Below are 21,273 nucleotides of genomic sequence, written 5' to 3'. Positions count from 1 at the left end.
GCAGGGGAAAAAAGCGCATAAACAGAATAAAAAAGCCCGCACTGATGGCGGGCTTTAGGGGTTAACGTTCAATAATTTGCGAAATGTCATTACGGTTTATCTGTAGTTCATTGCCCTGCATATCGTGGTAACGAATCAGGCCAGTGTCGTTATCGAGTTGGGGTTTGCCTTCGGTGAGGATCATACGTCCGTCCTTGGTTGCCATAACATAGTCACTGCTACAGCCAGATACGGCGAACACCATCCCCACGGCGGAAATCGCCACTGCCCAGTTATTCATAAATCGGAGACCTCCTTGCTGAAATGTCGCTATCGTTAACGATAGTATTTACCATTAATAACAGGAAGATGATGCTGAAAAAAGCAGCATTGTCTGAAATAGCACGGATTTGTGGATTACTCCACCCCATAAAGGGGTGGAATCAACTGAATGCGAAGCGATGGCGGCGTTAAAGCGGGTTTTTCTTGTTGCGCACCAGGTTCAGCCCTTCGACGGCAATAGAGAAGAACATGGCGAAATACATATAGCCTTTCGGCACGTGAATATCGCAGCTTTCAAGGATCAGGGTGAACCCGACGAGGATCAGAAAGGAGAGCGCCAGCATTTTAATGGACGGATGGCGCTCGACAAAGTCACCAATCGGCTTGGCGGCAAACATCATCACACTCACCGCAATGACCACGGCGGCCATCATAATAAACAGATGGTCGGACAGCCCGACTGCCGTGATAACGGAATCGAGGCTGAAAATAATATCCAGCAGCATGATCTGCACGATGGCGCCGAGCAGGGTATGAACGTTGGTTTTTACCCCTTCCTCTTCCCCTTCGATACTCTCATGGATTTCTTTAGAGGCTTTCCAGATCAAGAACAGCCCCCCCAGCATCAGGATCACATCCCGGGCGGAGAACGCCATATCAAAGGCAGTGAACAGGGTTACTGTCAGGTGGGAAAGCCAGGCGATACAGGCCAGCAGCGCCAGGCGCATGATCATCGCTCCCAGCAGCCCCAGACGGCGCGCTTTGTCTTGCTGTGCGCGGGGCAGTTTTGCCACCACCAGGGTGAGGAAAATAATATTGTCTATGCCGAGAACAATTTCCAGCAACGTCAACGTCCCCAGCGCCAGCCAGGCGTTAGGGTCGGTTACCCATGCAAATAACATTTTAAATCCTGCCAAAAACGAAAAGCGTAATTATACCTGTGATACTGCGCGTTGCACCTCTGTTGATGATCCCGCCAGGACAGGGGCCGGATACTCAGGAGGACAAGCCGTTAACGCGGTGGCTCACTGGCGGTGAAGAAATGCCGCGCCAGCAGGGCGGCGGTGAAGTTTTTTTTCAGGTAAAACCCCCGGGGCAGGGTGAGAATCGGCTCCCCCCGGGCGCCGATGGCCTCAGTAAGGGCTTTACTGTTCGCCGCTTTGGGGCGCAGTTGCATCACCTCCCCGTGACGGGCGGTTATCCGTTCCACCTGACCAAGCACGATGAGATCCATCAGCTCTTCCCAGTCCCGGCGCAGCTGATCGTCCTCCTCAGGGGAGGGGCTCCACAACAGTGGTGCGCCCACCCGGCGTTCTGCCAGGGGAATGTGACGTTCACCTTCCACCGGCACCCAGAGCACCCGCTTTAGCTTGTGGCGCACGTGGCTGCTTTCCCAGGTGATACCCGTATTACCGGTAAGCGGGGCAACACAGACAAATGTGGTTTCCAGCGGCTTACCGGCGCTGTCAATGGGGATCGTTTTCAGCTCCACGCCAATGGCGGCAAAGTCCTGCTCCGGCTTGCTACCGGCACTGGCGCCCAGCCACATCTCCAGCAGCACTCCCACCCAGCCTTTATCACGCCGTAAATCACGGGGAATGGGCAGCCCGGCCAGCGCGGCCAGCTCTCCTAACCGGTAGCCCGCCAGGGCTTCCGCCCGCTGGCGTAAAATCAGTTCATTCTCGGGAGGCGCCAGAGGAATTTGTAATGACGATGACATGGGGGCTCTTTATGACTCTGTTTAAATGGGTGTTCTGGTTGTATAAAAAAGCATCGCTGCTGTTGTGCCCTGTGGATGACCGGCAGCGTTTTCAGCGGATATCCGATAATAATATGATTTATATTATTTTTTTATCCCGTTTCCCGGCAGCCAATTTTTTACGCTGCGGGTTTTCCAATTCTGGTCACTGACAATGAACAGGATCTTACACCAGTTTATCCACAGAAAAATGGGATAACTGTGAAAACTGACAACTACTGGTTCGATTTACAGCCTTGACGAGTGACGAAAGTCTATTTTTTAGCGCTTTTGTGACTAACTTGTTGGCACAATCTGTGGATAAAAACGGCGCTGCTCGATCTTTGAACAGCCTAAAGATCTTTACCGCGATACGGATCATGCGTTACCGGATATTACGAACCATGTACTAATTAGTTTATTGAATTTTAATGTATTTATGCGATAGCTTTGCCGGGTGCTCACCGCGGTCAATAAAGTTTTCCCTGGTTCATACTGCGGTTCTGCACAATGATATCCACAGAAAAAGTGAATAAAAACCGCCATTACCCGGTGTGGCTGTTCATAACTATGGTGACTTTTGTGAGTTATTTAAATGTTATTCCGACATAACAGAGGCAAGAGAGTGGTTTACCGTCTTACGGGAGTATGAAACAATCGTGATTATTCCAGGTTTATTTTGAGGTAGTCCAGTGATCGACGATGATGGCTACCGCCCGAATGTAGGTATTGTAATCTGTAATCGGCAGGGTCAGGTGATGTGGGCCAGGCGTTTTGGGCAACATTCCTGGCAGTTCCCCCAGGGCGGGATCAATCCTGGGGAATCCCCCGAGCAGGCGATGTACCGCGAATTGTTCGAAGAAGTAGGGTTACAGCGCAAAGATGTGCGTATCCTTGCTTCCACCCGCAACTGGTTGCGTTACAAATTACCGAAGCGTTTGGTGCGTTGGGAGACAAAGCCGGTTTGTATCGGCCAGAAGCAGAAATGGTTTCTTCTGCAACTGCTCAGTAATGATGCGGATATCAATATGCTGACCAGCAGCACGCCTGAGTTTGATGGCTGGCGCTGGGTGAGCTACTGGTATCCCGTGCGTCAGGTAGTGTCGTTTAAACGCGATGTCTACCGCCGGGTAATGAAAGAGTTCTCCAGTGTCGTTATGGCGGCACAGGATGTGGCATTGCCGCGCAATACACCTGCGGCCTACAGAAGAAAAAGAGGATAAGCCACGCATAATATGCTCACGCCGTTGCGAGAAATAGTCGAGAAAGTCGCCAGTGCGCCCCGTCTTAACGAGGCGCTCAATATTCTGGTTAATGACATCTGCGCAGCTATGAATACGGACGTCTGCTCCGTGTATCTGGCCGATCATGCCAGACACTGTTATTACCTGATGGCGACCCGGGGGCTGAAAAAGCCCCGCGGGCGAACGATTACCCTGGCATTTGATGAAGGGATTGTTGGGCTGGTCGGGCGCCTGGCGGAGCCCATCAACCTGGCCGATGCGCAAAAGCACCCCAGCTTTAAATATATCCCCAACGTAAAAGAAGAGCGCTACCGGGCGTTCCTTGGGGTGCCGATTATTCAGCGGCGCCAGTTATTGGGGGTATTGGTGGTCCAGCAGCGGGAGCTGCGCCAGTACGACGAAAGCGAAGAGTCCTTTCTGGTCACCCTCGCCACCCAAATGGCGGCCATCCTCTCCCAGTCCCAGCTGACGGCTCTGTTTGGCCAATACCGGCAAACCCGTATCCGCGCGCTGCCTGCCTCTCCGGGGGTTGCTATTGCGCCGGGGTGGGTGGATGCCACGCTGCCGCTGATGGAGCAGGTGTCTGAAGCCTCCTCGCTGGATACCGGCAAAGAGCGTGAGCGGTTATCTACCGCCCTGGAAGAGGCCGCCGCCGAGTTCCGCCGCTACAGTAAACGCTTCACCGCCAGCGCCCAGAAAGAAACCGCCGCGATTTTTGACCTGTATCTGCACTTGCTGTCCGACAACCGGCTGAGTAAAGCGCTCTATGCCGGGGTTGATAAAGGCGCGGTGGCGGAATGGGCGGTAAAAAAGGTCATTGAGGATTTTGCCCAGCAGTTCGCCTCCCTCACCGACAGCTACCTGAAAGAGCGGGCCGGTGATCTCCGCACCCTGGGCCAGCGCCTGCTGTTCCACCTTGATGACACCATTCAGGGGCCAAACACCTGGCCAGAGCGGTTTATTCTGGTGGCCGATGAGCTGTCCGCCACCACCCTTGCGGAGCTGCCTCAGGATCGGCTGGTGGGGGTTGTGGTGCGCGATGGCGCCTCTAACTCCCACGCGGCGATCATGGTCCGCGCCATGGGGAAACCGACGGTAATGGGGGCTGATATGCAGCCGTCGTTGCTGCATGAGCGTAACCTGGTGGTGGATGGCTACCGGGGTGAGGTGCTGATCGACCCGGAACCGGTACTGCTGGTGGAATACCAGCGGCTGGTCAATGAAGAAGACGAACTCAGCCGTCTGGCAGAGGGCGATGTTGATCAACCGGCGACGATGAAAAGTGGAGAACGGGTGCAGATCATGCTCAATGCCGGGCTCAGCCCGGAACATGAGCAAAAGCTGGGCAACCGGATAGACGGCATTGGCCTCTACCGTACGGAGATCCCGTTTATGCTGCAAAGCGGGTTCCCGTCGGAAGAAGAGCAGGTGGCGCAGTATCAGGGCATGTTGCAGATGTTCCATGATAAACCCGTCACCCTGCGTACCCTCGATGTGGGGGCGGATAAACAACTGCCCTATATGCCGATAAGCGAAGAGAACCCCTGCCTGGGGTGGCGCGGGATCCGCATTACCCTCGATCAGCCGGAAATTTTTCTTGTCCAGGTGCGGGCCATGCTGCGCGCCAACGCGGCCACGGATAATTTAAGCATCCTGCTGCCGATGATCACCAGTATTGATGAGGTGGACGAAGCGCGCCGCCTGATTGAGCGTGCCGGGCGTGAAGTGGAAGAGATGCTCGGCTATGGGATCCCCCGGCCACGCATTGGGGTGATGGTTGAAGTCCCGTCGATGATCTTTATGCTGCCGTATCTGGCCGGGCGGGTGGATTTTATTTCCGTCGGCTCCAATGACCTGATCCAGTATTTACTGGCAGTGGATCGCAATAACACCCGGGTGGCTAACCTGTACGATGGTCTTCATCCGGCGGTCTTACAGGCCCTGAGCCAAATAGCCCAGCAGGCGCGCCAGTATGATCTTGGCTACAGCCTGTGTGGTGAAATGGCCGGTGACCCGATGTGTGTCGCGCTGCTGGTGGGGATGGGCTACGGCGGGCTGTCAATGAATGGCTATGCGGTGGCCAGGGTTAAATACCTGCTGCGCCACATTACCATGGACGAATCCCGGGAGCTGCTCAAGCGCAGTCTTCAGGCCCAGCAAGCGTCAGAAGTTCGCCATCAGGTGGCGGCATTTATGGAGCGGCGCGGCATGGGCGGGCTGATTCGCGGCGGTTTGTAAGGCTGCGAAAAAACCGATTGGTTTGTGATTCTTTACATCTTAGGCCCGGCATCCTGGCCGGGCTTTATGCTATTATTCGCCACTTTGGGCGCGTACGCTATTGAGTGCGCAGTAACTCCTGTGGGGTAAACCCCAAGGGATAACAATAAGTTGTGGTGACGGATGACGAGTTCTTATCTGCATTTTCCCGCGTTTGATCCAGTGATATTCTCCATCGGCCCCCTTGCCCTGCACTGGTACGGCCTGATGTATCTGGTGGGATTCGTGTTTGCCATGTGGCTGGCCGGGCGCCGGGCGGGCAAACCGGGAAGTGGCTGGACCAAAAACGAAGTAGAGAATCTGCTGTATGCGGGCTTCCTCGGGGTGTTCCTCGGTGGTCGCATCGGTTACGTACTGTTTTATAATTTCCCGCAGTTCCTCAGCGATCCGCTCTACCTGTTCAAGGTATGGGATGGCGGTATGTCCTTCCACGGCGGCCTGATCGGGGTGATCGTCGTGATGCTGATTTTCGCTCATCGCACTAAGCGTACCTTCTTCCAGGTTTCTGATTTTATTGCTCCGCTGATCCCCTTTGGCCTCGGGGCCGGGCGGCTGGGCAACTTTATTAACGGTGAACTGTGGGGCCGGGTCGATCCGGGCTTTCGTTTCTCAATGCTGTTCCCGGGCTCCCGTGGCGAAGATATCGCCCTGCTGCCGAGCCATCCGCAGTGGCAATCATTATTTGATACCTACGGTGTGCTGCCGCGCCATCCTTCCCAGCTCTATGAACTGGCGCTGGAAGGTATTGTGCTATTTATCATTCTGAACCTGTATATTCGCAAGCCGCGCCCGATGGGGGCCGTGTCCGGTCTGTTCCTGATTGGCTATGGGGCGTTTCGCATTATTGTTGAGTTCTTCCGCCAGCCGGATGCACAGTTTACTGGTGAATGGGTGCAATACATCAGTATGGGGCAGATCCTCTCTATTCCGATGATTATTGCCGGGGTGATCATGATGGTCTGGGCATACCGCCGCCAGAACCGCCAGCAGAACGTAGCGAGTTGATATGAAACAGTATCTGGATTTAATGCAGCAAGTGCTTGATGAAGGCACCCCCAAAGATGACCGTACCGGTACCGGCACCTTGTCTATTTTTGGCCATCAGATGCGCTTTAATTTACAGGACGGGTTCCCGCTGGTGACCACCAAGCGTTGCCATCTGCGCTCCATTATTCATGAGCTGCTATGGTTCCTGAAAGGGGATACCAATGTGGGCTATCTGCATGACAATAACGTCACCATCTGGGACGAGTGGGCGGATGAAAATGGCGATCTCGGGCCGGTATATGGCAAACAGTGGCGGGCATGGGCAACACCGGATGGCCGCCATGTCGATCAGCTAACCACGGTGCTTAACCAACTGAAAACAGACCCAGACTCACGGCGGATTATTGTCTCTGCCTGGAACGTGGGTGAGCTGGACAAAATGGCCCTGGCGCCATGCCATGCGTTTTTCCAGTTCTACGTGGCGAACGGTAAACTCTCCTGCCAGCTTTACCAGCGCTCCTGCGATGTGTTCCTCGGCCTGCCGTTCAACATTGCCAGCTATGCGTTACTGGTCCATATGATGGCCCAGCAGTGCGATCTGGAGGTGGGTGATTTTGTCTGGACCGGGGGGGATACCCACCTGTACAGCAACCATCTGGAACAGGCCCACCTGCAGCTGACCCGCCAGCCCCGCGCCCTGCCGACGCTGGTGATCAAACGCAAACCGGCCTCGCTGTTTGACTACCAGTTCGATGATTTTGACATCGAAGGCTACGATCCTTACCCGGGTATTAAAGCCCCGGTGGCTATCTGATTCACGCTGGATGTGAGCCGACGATCGCGTCGCTTTCCCGCGCAGTAATAACCGGCCCCCGTGGCCGGTTTTTTTATGGCCGGTTGCGCTGGGGCGCTTTTTTGCGCCACGCCTCGCATCGGTATGCTTTTCCCCTGCAATAGGCCACTTTTTCTCTGAAGCCGTAGCGGTTACCCGGCAATTGAGGCTGGCGGCGGTGGCTCCCCACCGACAAACTCCCTGCCATGACCACAAAACCACAGACCGAAAAACCACAGACAGCAGCACAGCAGGGCTATAGCCTGGTCGAACTGGTGATTGTGATGCTGATTATTATGCTTACCGCCGCCGGCGGCCATCGCTGGTACCAGTGGCAAGGCCGCCAGCAACTCCGGCACAGCGCGCTGGCGCTGCGCGACTATCTGCAACAGCAGCGGGACCGGGCCAACGGCTTTAACCGGGATATCACTATTCGCCAGCAGCAAACCAGCGATGGATGGTGCCTGGTGGCGGGTACCCACCGTGAACAAACCGGCTGCCCGGCCGCCGCCGGGGCTGGCTACCGGCCATTAGCGGCGGATATCACCCTGGTGTCTCTGACCCCGGGGCTGACATTTTATGGCCTGCGCAATACCGCCTGGCCCGGCCATGTGGTGCTGGCCAACCGCGCCGGCTAGGCCCGTCTGGTGGTGTCGGCTTTTGGCCGCATCCGGCTCTGTTATCCCGAACGGGAGGGGCGCTGTTGAACCGGGGGCAGGGCTTTACCTTACCGGAGCTGCTACTGGCCCTGAGCCTGGGGAGCCTGATCATGCTGGGGGCGATGCGTTTTCTGCCGGCGCTCCAGCACGGGGCGCTGGCCACCACCCAGCGCCACCAGACCCAGACACTGCTGTGGCAACTGGCGCTCAGTATCGGTAAAAGCGTGCGCCGGGCCGGGTACTGTAATGGCCAGTGCGCCGGCGTGGGGCTGCGCCTTTTCCCGGCGGGGGACTGTCTGGTGGCGCAATGGGATTTTAATAGCAATGGCCGGTGGGATACCTCCCCACCGGACCAGGCCGAACAGATTGCCTATCGTTTGTCCGGCACGGACCTGGAGATCCGCCGCGGGGCCACGGATTGCCGGGGAACGGGGTGGCAAAAAATGCATGATCCGGCGGCGCTGCGTATCGTCAGCTTCCGGGTCTGGCGGGTGGCGGAAGGCCCGCTGGTGGCAATGGCGCTGACCGGTGTGCCGGTTACCCCGCCGGGCGGGGCGGCCCAGACGGTGCAGTACGCGGTGTTGCAGCGTAATCACCCGGCCAGCGCCGGGCTGATGGCGCCGCTATTGAATAAAGAACGTGAATAACATGCCGATGAATACCCCGCGGATAAAACCGCCACGCCAGCAGGGGGCGATATTGCTGATGGTACCGCTACTGGTGCTGATGGCCGGCAGCATCATGCTCCGGACCGGCCAGCAGGTGCTCGGGCAGCAGTCTGCCGCCCTGCATAGTCACCGGCAAATACTGCGCTGGCAGTACCAGGCCCATGATGCGCTGGCCTGGGGGCAGGTGCAGCCGTGGATACCCGGGGAACACTGGCAGTGCCGGGATGTGCCTTACGGGGAGGGGCAGGCGTGCCTGCGCAGAGTATCCCCCGGTGATGTGTTGCTGGCCGGAAGAGGGGCCGCCCGGGGGGAGGCGGCGCAGATGGTGTTCTGGCAGCGCGGGCGCCAGGACGGGGAGCGGGTGGTGTTCCTTCCCCAGGGCTGGAGTGACTTCTGCCCGCTGGCGGCCGCCCTGTGCCGGTTGCCCTGATGCCCGGGGCCCAGCGCGGCCACAGCCTGCCGGAAGTGCTGGTGGCGATGGTGCTACTGCTGCTGGTGGTAACCGCCCTGGCAGGCTACCAGCGGGGGCTGTTGTACGGGCTGGATAGCTGGCAGCAGGGCTACCGGCTGGCATATATGCTGGAGGGGCAACTGGCAGACCCCCCGGCCCCGTTACCTGACGGCTGGCGGCGCGATCACCAGCAGATCCCCCAGGGCGGTTGTACCCGGCAGCAGGTAACCCTGTTGTCACCCCAGGGCAGACAAGCCAGGTTGTCCGCATTACACTGTCGCTAATGTTATTTGTCAGGAGACGTTATGCTGCGTGTTTACCACTCCAACCGGCTGGATGTGCTGGAAGAAATCATGGAGTTTATCGTTGAGCGCCAGCCCTTGCCGGACCCTTTCGCCCCGGAGGTGGTGCTGGTGCAAAGTACCGGGATGGCCCAGTGGCTGCAAATGACCCTGGCTCAGCGGTTTGGTATCGCGGCAAATATCTCCTTTCCCCTGCCGGCCAGCTTTATCTGGGATATGTTTGTCCGGGTGCTGCCCGGCATCCCGCAAGAAAGCGCCTTTAACAAGGCGGGGATGAGCTGGAAGCTAATGACGCTGCTGCCAGGTAAGCTGGCGCTGCCGGAGTTTGCCCTGCTGCGCCATTATCTGGAGCAGGACGATGATGGCCGAAAACTATTCCAACTGGCATCGCGTATTGCCGACTTATTTGACCAGTATCTGGTCTACCGTCCCGACTGGCTATTACAGTGGGAAAACCAGCAACTGGTCGATGGCCTGGACGAGGCACAGCACTGGCAGGCGCCCCTGTGGCGGGATCTGGTGGCGCACACTGCGCAACTGGGGCAGCCGGAATGGCACCGTGCCAACCTGTACCAGCGGTTTATCAGCGCGCTGGACCACAGCGACACACCGCCCCCCGGGCTACCGCAGCGGGTATTTATTTGCGGAGTATCGGCCCTGCCGCCGGTTTACCTGCAGGCGCTCCAGGCCCTGGGGAAACACGTTGAAGTCCACCTGCTGTTTACCAACCCCTGCCGCTATTACTGGGGGGACATTAAAGATCCGGCCTTCCTGGCGCGGCTACAGAGCCGCCAGCGCCAGAAACATAACCAGCCGCACTCCCTGCCGCTGTTTAAAGATCCACAGCAGGCGTCGGCACTGTTTGACGACAACGGCATCCAGGATGTGGGCAACCCGCTACTGGCCTCCTGGGGCAAGCTGGGCCGGGATTACACCTGGCTGTTGTCGGAAATGTCCCACACCCAGGATGTTGACGTCTTTGTCGATATCCCCCGGGACAATCTGCTGCACTGCCTGCAGGCGGATATTCTTGACCTCCAGGACAGCACTTTCCCCGGGTTGACCGAAGCACAGTTCCTGCGCAGTGATAGCAAGCAGTTGCTGGATCCCGACGATCGTTCGGTCACCTTCCACGCTTGCCACAGCCCCCAGCGCGAGGTGGAGATCCTCCACGATCGCCTGCTGGCCATGCTGGATGCCGATCCGGGCCTGACGCCCCGGGATATTATCGTCATGGTGGCGGATATCGACAGTTATAGCCCGTTTATCCAGGCGGTGTTTGGCAGCGCTACCGGCGATCGCTGGCTACCCTTTGCGTTATCTGACCGCCGGGCAAGCCAGGCACACCCGGCGTTACAGGCATTTTTGTCACTGCTCGCCCTACCGGAGAGCCGTTTTACCTCGGAACAGGTGCTGGCGCTGCTGGAGGTTCCGGCCCTTGCCAGCCGGTTTGATATTGATGAAGACGGGCTGCGTAATTTGCGCCAGTGGGTTAGCGAGTCAGGCATCCGCTGGGGAATGGACGACGATAATGTCCGCGAGTTTGCCCTTCCCGCCACGGGCCAGCACACCTGGCGTTTTGGGCTGACGCGTATGCTGCTGGGCTACGCCATGGAAAGCCGGGCCGGCGAGTGGCAGGGGATACTGCCTTATGATGAATCAAACGGGTTGATCGCCAGCCTGGTAGGGCACCTGGCGGATTTATTAATGCAGCTGGATATCTGGCGTAAGCGGCTGGCCGCTCCCCGGACCCTCGACGCCTGGCAACCCCTGTGCCGGGAAATGCTGGACGCATTCTTCCTGCCGGACCCTGAGGCAGAAAGCGCCCTGGCGCTGATCGAGGCCCAATGGCAGGATTTGATTCGCCAGGGCACGGAGGCCTGCTATCAGCAGGCGGTGCCGTTAACCCTGCTGCGCGACGAGCTTACCCAGCGGCTGGATAAAGAACGCATCAGCCAGCGTTTTCTGGCGGGGCCGGTCAATTTCTGCACCCTGATGCCGATGCGCTCAATCCCGTTCCGGGTGGTGTGCCTGCTGGGAATGAATGACGGCGTTTATCCCCGCACCTTATCCCCGCTGGGGTTTGATCTGATGAGTACCAAACCGGTCCGCGGGGACCGCAGCCGCCGGGACGATGACCGCTATCTGTTTCTTGAGGCAATCATCTCCGCCCAGCAGCGGCTGTACATTAGCTACATCGGCCGTTCAGTACAGGACAACAGCGAGCGCTTTCCGTCAGTGCTGGTACAGGAACTGCTGGATTACCTGGCCCAGAGTTACTACCTGCCGGGGGATGCGCAGGAGAACTGCGATACCAGCGCCAGCCGGGTACTGCAGCATATTGTGCAACTGCATACCCGCACCCCCTTTGACGCCAGCAACTACCTGCCCGGTGACGAGCAGCAAAGTTATGCCCGGGAGTGGCTGGCGGCCGCCAGTGACCAGGGGCAGGCCCAGCCGGGGTTTATTCAGCCCCTGCCGCCGCTGGCGCTGGAAGAGCTGGCGCTGGAGCAGTTACAGCGTTTCTGGGCCCATCCGGTACGGGCATTTTTCCAGATGCGCCTCGGGGTGAGTTTTCGGCTGGAAGAGACCGAGCTCCCGGAGGACGAACCCTTCGCCCTCGATAGCCTGGAGCGCTACCAGATTAACCAGTCTTTGCTTAACACCCTGATAGAGGGCGCCGATGCCGGGCCGCTATTTCGCCGCTACCGGGCGGCAGGCGCCCTGCCTTATGGGGTATGGGGAGAGCTGGGCTGGGAAAACCAACAGGCCGAAATGCAACAGCTGGCGGAGCGGGTGCAGGAGCAGAAATCGGACACCTGCAGTATGGAGGTGGATCTGCGGGTAGCCGGGGTGCGGCTTACGGGCTGGCTACCGCAGGTACAACGTGACGGGCTTCTCAGATGGCGACCGTCGGTGCTGAATGTCGCACACGGTGTGCAACTTTGGCTGGAGCACCTTGTCTATTGTGCCTGTGGGGGACAAGGGAGCAGCCGCCTGTTGGGGCGTAAAGACAGCAGTTGGCACTTTCCGGCGCTGGCCGTTGATGACGCCACAACCCTGCTTTGCCAGTGGGTGGAAGGCTTCCGGGACGGCATGAACCAGCCGCTGGTGTTATTGCCCGCCAGTGGCGGGGCCTGGATAGAGGCGTGCTATGATGCCCAACAGGACGTTATCCTGTGGGATGACGACACCCAGCGTAAAGCCCGCAGTAAGCTGCTACAGTGCTGGGAAGGCAACCAAATGGTTGACGGAGAAGGGGCTGATATCTGGCGCCAGCGCCTGTGGCGTACACTGGAGCCGGAATACTACGATGCCATTATCCGTAACGCGGAGCGGTATTTGTTACCCCTGTTCCGCCACGATCAATGCCGCCGTGAACAATGATATTGTTACCCATAGAAACAAAAAGGGTGTTGTGCAAAATTTGCGCATTTTGGCAACTCCCTTTATGATGCGCCGATAACCAGGGTTGGTAGGAAAGTAAGTGATGGCCCTCCCGGGGCCGGATCAAGCCGTGATGATGTTAGCGTTACAGTCGTTCTGATGAGGTTTATTAATGCCCAAATGCAGCACCTGGTTGAAGTCGCTTTTCTTGTTAGCCGCCCTGTGGGCACCATTAAGTCAGGCAGACACCTCCTGGACCCCCATTCAGGACACAATCCACAAAAGTGATAAAGACAATCGCCAGTATCAGGCGATCCGGCTGGATAACGGTATGGTGGTGCTGCTGGTCAGCGACCCCGATGCGGTAAAATCCCTCTCGGCGCTGGTGGTGGCGGTCGGTTCACTGGAAGATCCCGATAACCATCTGGGGCTGGCCCATTACCTGGAGCATATGACCCTGATGGGCTCCCGGCACTATCCGGAGCCAGACAGCCTGGCCGAGTTCCTTAAACTGCATGGCGGTAGCCACAATGCCAGTACCGCACCTTACCGTACGGCCTTTTATCTGGAAGTCGAAAACGACGCGCTGGCCCCGGCGGTAGACCGCCTGGCGGATGCCATTGCCGAACCGGCGCTCTCCCTGGAATACGCCGAGCGTGAGCGCAATGCGGTGAACGCCGAATTGACCCTGGCGCGCGCCCGGGACGGGATGCGTATGGCCCAGGTGAGTGCCGAAACCCTCAACCCGGCGCACCCGGCGTCTCGTTTCTCCGGGGGGAACCTCGACACCTTGCGCGATAAACCCGGCAGTAAACTGCATGATGCGCTGGTGGCCTTCCACGACACCTATTATTCCGCGGGCCTGATGAAAGCGGTGATTTACAGCAACCAACCGCTGGACGCCCTGGCAAAAATTGCCGCCAGCACTTACGGGCGCATCCCCAATAAACATATTCAGCGCCCGGTGATTGATACCCCGGTGGTTACCGACGCCCAAAAAGGCATTCTGATCCATTACGTACCGGCTCTGCCGCGTAAAATGGTGCGGGTTGAGTTCCGTATTGCTAACAACAGCGACAAGTTCCGCAGCAAAACGGATGAGCTGATTAATTACATGATAGGCAACCGCAGTAAAAATACCCTTTCGGACTGGCTGCAAAAACAGGGGCTGGCGGACAGTGTCAGAGCGGACTCTGATCCTGCGGTCACCGGTAACAGCGGGGTAATGGCGATTTCAGTGTCGCTGACCGACAAAGGGCTGGCCGAACGTGACAAAGTGGTGGCGGCGGTCTTCAGCTATCTGGCGATGCTGCGTGAAAAAGGCATTGATAAACAGTATTTTGATGAGCTGGCCCACGTGCTGGACCTTGATTTTCGCTACCCGTCGATTACCCGGGATATGAGCTACGTGGAGTGGCTGGCAGACACCATGATCCGGGTGCCGGTGGCCCACACCCTCGACGTGGTAAACATTGCCGATCAGTATGACAGCCACGCAGTGGCTGAGCGCCTGGCGATGATGACCCCACAGAATGCGCGCATCTGGTACATCAGCCCGGATGAGCCCCACAATAAAACCGCCTATTTTGTAGATGCGCCTTATGCCATGCAAAAAATCCCGGCGGCCACCCTGGCGACATGGCAGCAGATGTCCCGGCAAATCCAGCTGCAACTGCCGGTGCTCAACCCGTACATTCCTGACGATTTCTCACTCTACACCCCGGATAAACCTTACGCCCACCCGGAACTGCTGGTGAAAGCGCAGGGGCTGCGAGTGCTGTATATGCCTGGAGGCCGCTTTGCCAGCGAGCCGAAGGCCGATGTGACGGTGGTGCTGCGTAACCCCCAGGCGATGAACAGCGCTAAAAATCAGGTCCTGTTCGCCCTGAATGATTACCTGGCCGGGCTGGCGCTGGATGAATTAAGCAGCCAGGCCGCCGTGGCGGGGATTTCGTTCTCCTCCAATGCCAACAGCGGTCTGATGATCAACGCTAACGGCTATACCCAGCATTTACCGGATCTGTTATCCAGCCTGCTGAAGGGCTATTTCTCCTTCACCCCCAGCGAGGCGCAGCTGGAACAGGCCAAGTCATGGTACCGGCAGATGCTGGACTCTGCTGAAAAAGGCAAAGCCTACGACCAGGCCATCATGCCGGTGCAGATGCTGTCCCAGGTACCGTATTATTCCCGCCCGGCGCGGCGTGCGCTGTTGCCTGACATCACATTACCGGAACTGCTGGCCTACCGGGAAAAACTGAAAGTGCAGGCCAAACCGGAGTTGCTGGTGATTGGCAACATGGCCCCCGGGCAGGTGAAGGCGATGGCGGAGCAGATCAAAACGGAACTGGGCACTGAGGGGACCGAGTGGTGCCGCAATAAAGACATTCTGGTGGACACGCCGCGCAAGGTTCTCTTCACCCGGGCCGGTAGCAGCACAGATTCTGCCCTGGCGGCGGTGTTTGTGCCGACCGGTTATGATGAGAACACCAGTAATGCCTATACCGCGCTGCTGGGGCAGATTATTCAGCCGTGGTTTTATACTCAACTGCGCACTCAGGAGCAGTTAGGCTATGCGGTATTTGCCTTCCCGATGGTGCTGGGCCGCCAGTGGGGGCTGGGTTTCCTGCTGCAAAGTAGCGATAAACAACCCGCCTACCTGTGGCAACGCTATCAGGCCTTTTTCCCGACGGTAGAACAGCGTTTACGGGCCATGGATGCGCAAACCTTCGCCCAGATCCAGCAGTCGGTGATTAACCAGATGCTGCAACCGCCGCAAACTCTGGCGGAGGAAGCTATCCAATACAGTAAGGATTTCGACCGGGCTAACCTGCGCTTTGATTCCCGTGATAAAGTTATCGCCCAAATCAAACAGCTAACCCCGGCCAACGTGGCGGACTTTTTCCATCAGGCAGTGATTGCACAGCAGGGTATGACGGTACTTTCTCAGGTGTCCGGTAGCCACAACGGCAAGCCGCAATATGTACCGCCCGGCGGATGGGAAAAGGCAGAGGATGTTGGCAAACTTCAACAATCTATGTCCCTGGTAAGAGAGACCCAATGACCGATGAAACCGCGCAACCCCTTGATCCGCTAGTATTACCGCTCACAGGAGCACGGCTTATCGAGGCGTCTGCCGGTACCGGGAAAACCTATACCATCGCCGCCCTCTACCTACGATTGCTGCTGGGGCTGGGCGGCAACGCGGCCTACCCCCGTCCGCTGGGGGTAGAGGAGCTACTGGTGGTCACCTTTACTGAGGCCGCTACCGAAGAGTTACGCAGCCGTATTCGCGGTAATATCCACGCGCTGCGCATTGCCTGCCTGCGGAGAAAATCAGACAACCCGCTGTTTGAGCGGCTACTGGCGGAGATCCCGGATCATCAGGCGGCAGCCAAAACCCTGCTGCTGGCAGAGCGCCAGATGGACGAAGCCGCCATTTTCACCATCCACGGCTTCTGCCAGCGGATGCTGAATCTCAATGCCTTTGAATCCGGCATGCTGTTTGAACAGCACCTGCTGGAGGATGAACGCCAGCTGCGCTATCAGGCCTGTGCGGACTTCTGGCGCCGCCACTGCTACCCGCTCACCAAACCCGTCGCCCAGGCCATCAGCAGTGAGTGGTCCGGCCCGGAAGCCCTGTTGCGCGATATTAACCGTTATTTGCAGGGGGAGGCCCCCCGTCTGCGCCAGGCGCCTGCGGAAGATGAAACGCTTCAGCAGCGGCACGATACGATCATTGCCGCCATTGAGGCCATCAAACAACAGTGGCGCGATGCGGCCGCGGAGATTGCCGGGATTATCAGTGAGTCCGGGGTGGATAAACGCAGCTTCAGCAGCCGAAATCTGCCTAACTGGCTGAATAAAGTGGCGGACTGGGTGGACCAGCAGACCACGGACTATGTGGTGCCAGAGGCGCTGGGCAAGTTTGCCCAGTCATTTCTTGATGAGAAAACCAAAAAAGGGGCGCCCCCGCAACATGCGCTATTTCGCGCCATTGACCGGTTCCTGAAACAACCGCTGACCCTGCGCGATCTGGTGATCGCCAGGGCGATGGCTGAGATCCGCTACACCGTGGCCCGGGAAAAGCGCCGCCGGGGGGAACTGGGGTTCGACGATATGCTCAGCCGGCTTGACGAGGCGCTCCGCCAGCCCGCCGGTGATGCGCTGGCCGCGGCGATTCGCCAGCGCTTTCCGGCCGCCATGATTGATGAATTTCAGGATACCGACCCCCAGCAATACCGTATTTTTCGCCATATATGGCTGAATCATCCAGAGGCCGCGCTGCTGCTGATCGGTGATCCGAAGCAGGCGATTTACGCCTTCCGCGGGGCGGATATTTTTACTTATATGAAAGCCCGTAGCGAAGTGACCGCTCACTACACGCTGGATACTAACTGGCGCTCGGCCCCGGGAATGGTCGACAGCGTAAACCGGCTGTTTAGCCAGCTGGAAAACCCGTTTTTATTCCGCCAGATCCCGTTTCTGTCGGTTAACGCGGCGGCCAAAAACCAGCGCCACCGCTTTACCCTGAAAGGCAAACCCGTTGCCGCCATGACCCTGTGGAATATCGACGGTGAGGGCTGCGGGGTTAACGATTACCAGCAGGTGATGGCCCGGTTATGTGCCCGGCAGATCCGCGACTGGCTGAGTGCCGGCATCCGTGGAGAGGCACTGTTGTGGGAGAGTGAGCACTCACGCCCGGTTCAGGCATCGGATATCACGATTCTGGTGCGCAGCCGCAATGAGGCCGCCATCGTGCGTGAGGCGCTCGGCGCCTTGAATATCCAGTCCGTTTATTTATCTAACCGCGATAGCGTCTTCCTTGCCCCGGAAGCCCGGGAGATCCTCTGGATACTCCAGGCGGTTCTGGCCCCGGAACATGAGCGGGGGCTGCGTAGCGCCATGGCCACCAGCATTATCGGGCTGGACGCCGTGGCCATTGATAGCCTGAGCCAGCAGGAAACCTTATGGGATGTGCTGGTGGAAGAGTTCAGTGAATACCGGCAGATTTGGCTAAAACGCGGGGTGATGCCGATGATGCGCACCCTGATAGCCCGGCGCGCGGTAGCAGAGAACATCCTCGCCACTCCGGGCGGTGAGCGGCGGTTAACCGATATTCTGCACATCAGCGAACTGCTCCAGGAGGCCGCCGCTCAGGCGGACAGCGAACACGCCCTGGTGCGCTGGCTGGCCCAGCGAATCGAAGAGCCCGATACCAATGCGGCCAGCCAGCAATTACGCCTCGAAAGCGATAAACACCTGGTGCAGGTGGTGACCATTCACAAATCCAAAGGGCTGGAATATCCCCTGGTGTGGCTGCCGTTTATTGCCAATTACCGCCAGGAGTCCCGGGGGCTGTATCACGACCGGCACACCTTTGAAACCCTGCTCGACCTGGGGGATGACGCCCACAGCCTGGAGCTGGCCGAGGAAGAACGGCTGGCAGAAGACTTACGCCTGCTGTATGTGGCGCTGACCCGTTCGGTATGGCATTGCAGCCTGGGCATTGCGCCGCTGTTTCGCGGTAGCCGCAGTAAAAAAGGGCCGACCGATCTTCACCACAGCGCCATTGGCTTACTGATCCAGCAAGGTCAGGCCATGGAAGCCAGCGGGCTGGCGGGGGCGTTATCGGCACTGGCCGGGGACCATATTGCGCTGCGCCAGGCCCGGGAAGACGCAGACACCCCCTGGCAGCCCCCTCAGGCTGAGCGCCTGGCTCTGGCGGCGAAAGTGCCGCAACGCCAGGTGGTGGATAACTGGCGGGTGACCAGCTACTCGGGGTTGCAGCAGCACGGCCGCCGTGCGGCGGCTGACTGGGTGCCGCGCCTCGATGTGGATGCCGTAGGGGAAGGGGCGATGGACATCAGTCCGTCACTGACTATCCACGGCTTCCCCCGGGGGGCCTCCCCGGGGACCTTCCTCCACGGGCTGATGGAAAACCTCGATTTTACCCAGCCGGTTGACCCGGAATGGGTGGCGGAGCAGTTGCGGGAGGCGGGGTTTGACAACCAGTGGCACCCGGTACTGGTCGCGTGGCTCCAACAGCTACTGGCGGCCCCGTTAGGTGAGCCCGGTCTTAGCCTTGGCCAGCTGGCGCCGGGGGATAAACAGGTCGAGCTGGCGTTCTATTTACCAATTGCCTCCCCGTTGCAGGCCGCGCAGCTGGATCAGGTTATTCGCCACCATGACTCGCTCTCTGCGGGCTGCCCGCCGCTGGATTTCCGCCAGGTACAGGGGATGCTCAAAGGCTTTATCGATCTGGTTTTCCGCTGGAACGGGCGTTACTACCTGCTGGATTACAAGTCTAACTGGCTGGGGGAAGATGCCAGTGCCTATACCCCCGGGGCCATGGCCGCCGCCATGCAGGAGCACCGCTACGATCTGCAATACCAGCTGTATACCCTGGCGCTGCACCGTTTTTTACGCCACCGCATCGCGGATTATGACTATCAGCAGCACGTCGGTGGGGTGATTTATCTGTTTTTACGCGGGGTAGAGCCCGGCACGGCAGGGCAAGGGATCTATACCACCCGGCCTCCTCTGGCGCTGATTGAGGCGTTAGACGGGCTGTTTGCCGGTGAGTTTACCCCCGGGGAGGAGGCACTATGACCATGATGGATCGGTTGCAGGAGGCGGTTGCCTCTCGCGGGTTACGGGCCCTGGATGCGCAATTTGCCATGATGATTGCCGGTGAGCAGCAACCCGCTCTGATGCTGGCCGCCGCGCTGGTCAGCCGCGATGCCGGGGAAGGGCATGTCTGTGTGCCGCTGGGGCGTTTGCCCGTTTCACCGGATGAGCCGCACCCCGCTGATCCGCTGGCGGCAGCGTTGTTTGAGGTGGCGGACCCGCCGGTGGACTGGCAGCAACTGCTGCTGGCATCGCCGGCGGTCAGCCAGGGGGAGGAAGCCACCCCCCTGAAACTGCACGCCGGGCGGCTATACCTTAACCGCATGTGGCAGTATGAGCGCAGCGTGGCGCACTTCTTCCGGGACGGCAACCGGCCATTACCGGTAGATGCCGGGGCGCTGGGGGAGGTGCTGGATACGCTGTTCCCCCGGCAGGCCACCACTGACTGGCAAAAAGTGGCGGCCGCCGTGGCCCTCACCCGGCGTATTGCGGTGATTTCCGGGGGGCCGGGCACCGGTAAAACCACCACCGTGGCAAAGCTGCTGGCGGCGATGGTACAGCTGACGACAGATCCATTGCGTATCCGGCTGGCGGCGCCCACCGGTAAGGCCGCGGCCCGCTTAACGGAGTCCCTGGGGGGGGCACTGCGCCAGTTACCCCTGAGTGAGGCCCAAAAAGCCAGCCTGCCCAGTGAGGCAAGCACGCTACACCGGCTCCTGGGGGCCCAGCCGGGCAGCCAGCGCTTTCGTTATCATGAGAGTAACCCGCTGCATCTGGATGTGCTGGTGGTGGATGAAGCCTCTATGGTGGATCTCCCGATGATGGCCAAATTGATTGCCGCCCTGCCGGACCATGCCCGGGTGATTTTCCTTGGTGACCGGGATCAGCTGGCCTCTGTGGAAGCCGGGGCGGTGCTGGGGGATATTTGTGCCTGGGGCGCGGCGGGCTACACCGCCGAACGCGCGGCGGAGTTGGCCGCTATTACCGGTTACCCGCTGGCGGCCGGTGACGGGGAGCAGGGGGCCGCCCTGCGCGACTGTTTGTGCCTGCTGCGCCAGAGCTATCGTTTTGGTAGTGACTCAGGGATTGGGCGCCTGGCCAGTGCGGTGAACCAGAGCGATAGCGCCGGGGTGCGCCAGGTGCTGGCCGGGGATTACCCGGATATTCGCCACTGGCCGCTACAGGAAAGCGCCGATTACCAGCAGATTATCCAGCAGGCGGTGGAGGGGTATCAGCACTTCCTTGAGTGCCTGTCCGCCGGGGCGCACCCGGATGCGGTGCTGGCGGCATTTGGCCAGTTCCGGCTGCTGTGCGCCTTGCGTGATGGCCCCTTTGGGGTCAGCGGGCTGAATGAGCGCCTCGAACAGGCCTTATTCCGCCGCCAGTTGCTGCGTAGCCCTGCGGCGGGCGGCCGCTGGTATCACGGCCGGCCAATTATGATCAGCCGCAACGACAGCGCCCTCGGGCTGTTTAACGGCGATATTGGTATTACCCTGGCCGGTGAGTCCGGGTTGCGGGTGTGGTTCCGGATGCCGGACGGCGCGATTAAGTCGGTATTACCGGGGCGGTTGCCGGACCATGAAACCGCCTGGGCCATGACAGTGCATAAATCTCAGGGATCGGAGTTTGATCATGCGGCGCTGGTATTGCCGGATAGGCCAGTACCGGTGGTCAGCCGGGAGCTGGTATACACTGCGATCACCCGGGCAAAAGGGCTGTTGTCCCTGTATAGCGACCCGCGCCTGTTGATCCGGGCGATCCAGTCCAGTACTGAGCGGCGCAGCGGGTTAGGGGCGTGGTTTCAGGCCACCGATCCGGCAGCGTAACGGCCAGCCAGGCT

At 59.0% G+C, this 21,273-nt stretch carries 16 protein-coding genes; 12 read left to right on the top strand and 4 right to left on the bottom strand.

Translation table 11 applies throughout. The annotated features are described in order from the left end of the window. Positions 1-61 precede the first annotated feature (61 nt). The 4 genes from F9C28_RS02540 to F9C28_RS20050 form a co-directional block, all read right to left on the bottom strand. On the bottom strand, positions 62-280 hold the full coding sequence (locus F9C28_RS02540; RefSeq protein ID WP_199013578.1) for a YgdI/YgdR family lipoprotein: 219 nt from the start codon (positions 278-280) through the stop codon (positions 62-64). Positions 281-449: 169 nt separating this feature from the next. Further along, positions 450-1,163: a TerC family protein gene (locus F9C28_RS02535; RefSeq protein WP_199013576.1), complete on the bottom strand. Its 714-nt coding sequence runs from the start codon at positions 1,161-1,163 to the stop codon at positions 450-452. Positions 1,164-1,273: 110 nt separating this feature from the next. Continuing rightward, the gene (gene mutH / locus F9C28_RS02530) at positions 1,274-1,981 is read right to left on the bottom strand and encodes a DNA mismatch repair endonuclease MutH (protein WP_199013574.1); all 708 of its coding nucleotides are present in this window, start codon (positions 1,979-1,981) and stop codon (positions 1,274-1,276) included. Positions 1,982-2,104: 123 nt separating this feature from the next. Then, positions 2,105-2,248: a hypothetical protein gene (locus F9C28_RS20050; RefSeq protein WP_332888480.1), complete on the bottom strand. Its 144-nt coding sequence runs from the start codon at positions 2,246-2,248 to the stop codon at positions 2,105-2,107. A 443-nt stretch (positions 2,249-2,691) separates the two neighbouring features. Between F9C28_RS20050 and rppH the strand changes: the two genes are divergently transcribed. The 12 genes from rppH to recD all read left to right on the top strand — a co-directional run bounded on the left by rppH (position 2,692) and on the right by recD (position 21,259). Next, positions 2,692-3,222 carry an RNA pyrophosphohydrolase gene (gene rppH, locus F9C28_RS02525; RefSeq protein ID WP_199013572.1) on the top strand — a complete coding sequence of 177 codons (531 nt, stop codon included), beginning with the start codon at positions 2,692-2,694 and terminating at the stop codon, positions 3,220-3,222. Positions 3,223-3,234: 12 nt separating this feature from the next. Further along, positions 3,235-5,481 (top strand): phosphoenolpyruvate--protein phosphotransferase, encoded by a 2,247-nt coding sequence (ptsP, locus tag F9C28_RS02520; protein ID WP_199013570.1) that lies wholly within the window; start codon positions 3,235-3,237, stop codon positions 5,479-5,481. A gap of 162 nt (positions 5,482-5,643) precedes the next feature. Continuing rightward, positions 5,644-6,525: a prolipoprotein diacylglyceryl transferase gene (gene lgt, locus F9C28_RS02515; protein WP_199013568.1), complete on the top strand. Its 882-nt coding sequence runs from the start codon at positions 5,644-5,646 to the stop codon at positions 6,523-6,525. Position 6,526: 1 nt separating this feature from the next. Further along, positions 6,527-7,321 (top strand): thymidylate synthase, encoded by a 795-nt coding sequence (gene thyA, locus F9C28_RS02510; protein ID WP_199013567.1) that lies wholly within the window; start codon positions 6,527-6,529, stop codon positions 7,319-7,321. Between the two features lie 224 nt (positions 7,322-7,545). After that, a complete protein-coding gene (locus tag F9C28_RS02505; RefSeq protein ID WP_233148869.1) occupies positions 7,546-7,977 on the top strand; it encodes a prepilin-type N-terminal cleavage/methylation domain-containing protein in 432 nt (143 codons plus the stop codon). Positions 7,978-8,042: 65 nt separating this feature from the next. Then, positions 8,043-8,645: a prepilin peptidase-dependent protein gene (locus F9C28_RS02500; protein WP_199013566.1), complete on the top strand. Its 603-nt coding sequence runs from the start codon at positions 8,043-8,045 to the stop codon at positions 8,643-8,645. A gap of 1 nt (position 8,646) precedes the next feature. Next, complete coding sequence (locus tag F9C28_RS02495) at positions 8,647-9,096, top strand: YgdB family protein (RefSeq protein WP_233148868.1); 450 nt, start codon at positions 8,647-8,649, stop codon at positions 9,094-9,096. Further along, the gene (locus F9C28_RS02490; RefSeq protein WP_332888478.1) at positions 9,081-9,401 is read left to right on the top strand and encodes a prepilin-type N-terminal cleavage/methylation domain-containing protein; all 321 of its coding nucleotides are present in this window, start codon (positions 9,081-9,083) and stop codon (positions 9,399-9,401) included. Before F9C28_RS02495 ends, F9C28_RS02490 begins: the two co-directional genes overlap by 16 nt. 21 nt (positions 9,402-9,422) lie before the next feature. Continuing rightward, positions 9,423-12,806, top strand: coding sequence for an exodeoxyribonuclease V subunit gamma (recC, locus tag F9C28_RS02485; RefSeq protein ID WP_199013565.1), 3,384 nt, complete (start codon positions 9,423-9,425; stop codon positions 12,804-12,806). A 172-nt stretch (positions 12,807-12,978) separates the two neighbouring features. Beyond that, positions 12,979-15,867, top strand: coding sequence for a pitrilysin (ptrA, locus tag F9C28_RS02480; protein WP_199013564.1), 2,889 nt, complete (start codon positions 12,979-12,981; stop codon positions 15,865-15,867). Beyond that, positions 15,864-19,415 (top strand): exodeoxyribonuclease V subunit beta, encoded by a 3,552-nt coding sequence (gene recB, locus F9C28_RS02475; protein WP_199013563.1) that lies wholly within the window; start codon positions 15,864-15,866, stop codon positions 19,413-19,415. The genes ptrA and recB overlap by 4 nt, the downstream gene beginning before the upstream one ends. Continuing rightward, the gene (recD, locus tag F9C28_RS02470) at positions 19,412-21,259 is read left to right on the top strand and encodes an exodeoxyribonuclease V subunit alpha (protein WP_199013561.1); all 1,848 of its coding nucleotides are present in this window, start codon (positions 19,412-19,414) and stop codon (positions 21,257-21,259) included. The genes recB and recD overlap by 4 nt, the downstream gene beginning before the upstream one ends. Positions 21,260-21,273 lie beyond the last annotated feature (14 nt).

This window comes from Shimwellia pseudoproteus (genome assembly GCF_016415625.1).
GTDB classification, from domain to species: domain Bacteria; phylum Pseudomonadota; class Gammaproteobacteria; order Enterobacterales; family Enterobacteriaceae; genus Shimwellia; species Shimwellia pseudoproteus.
Note: the sequence above shows the minus strand (reverse complement) of the source record. Positions and strands in the feature narration are given on the sequence as shown.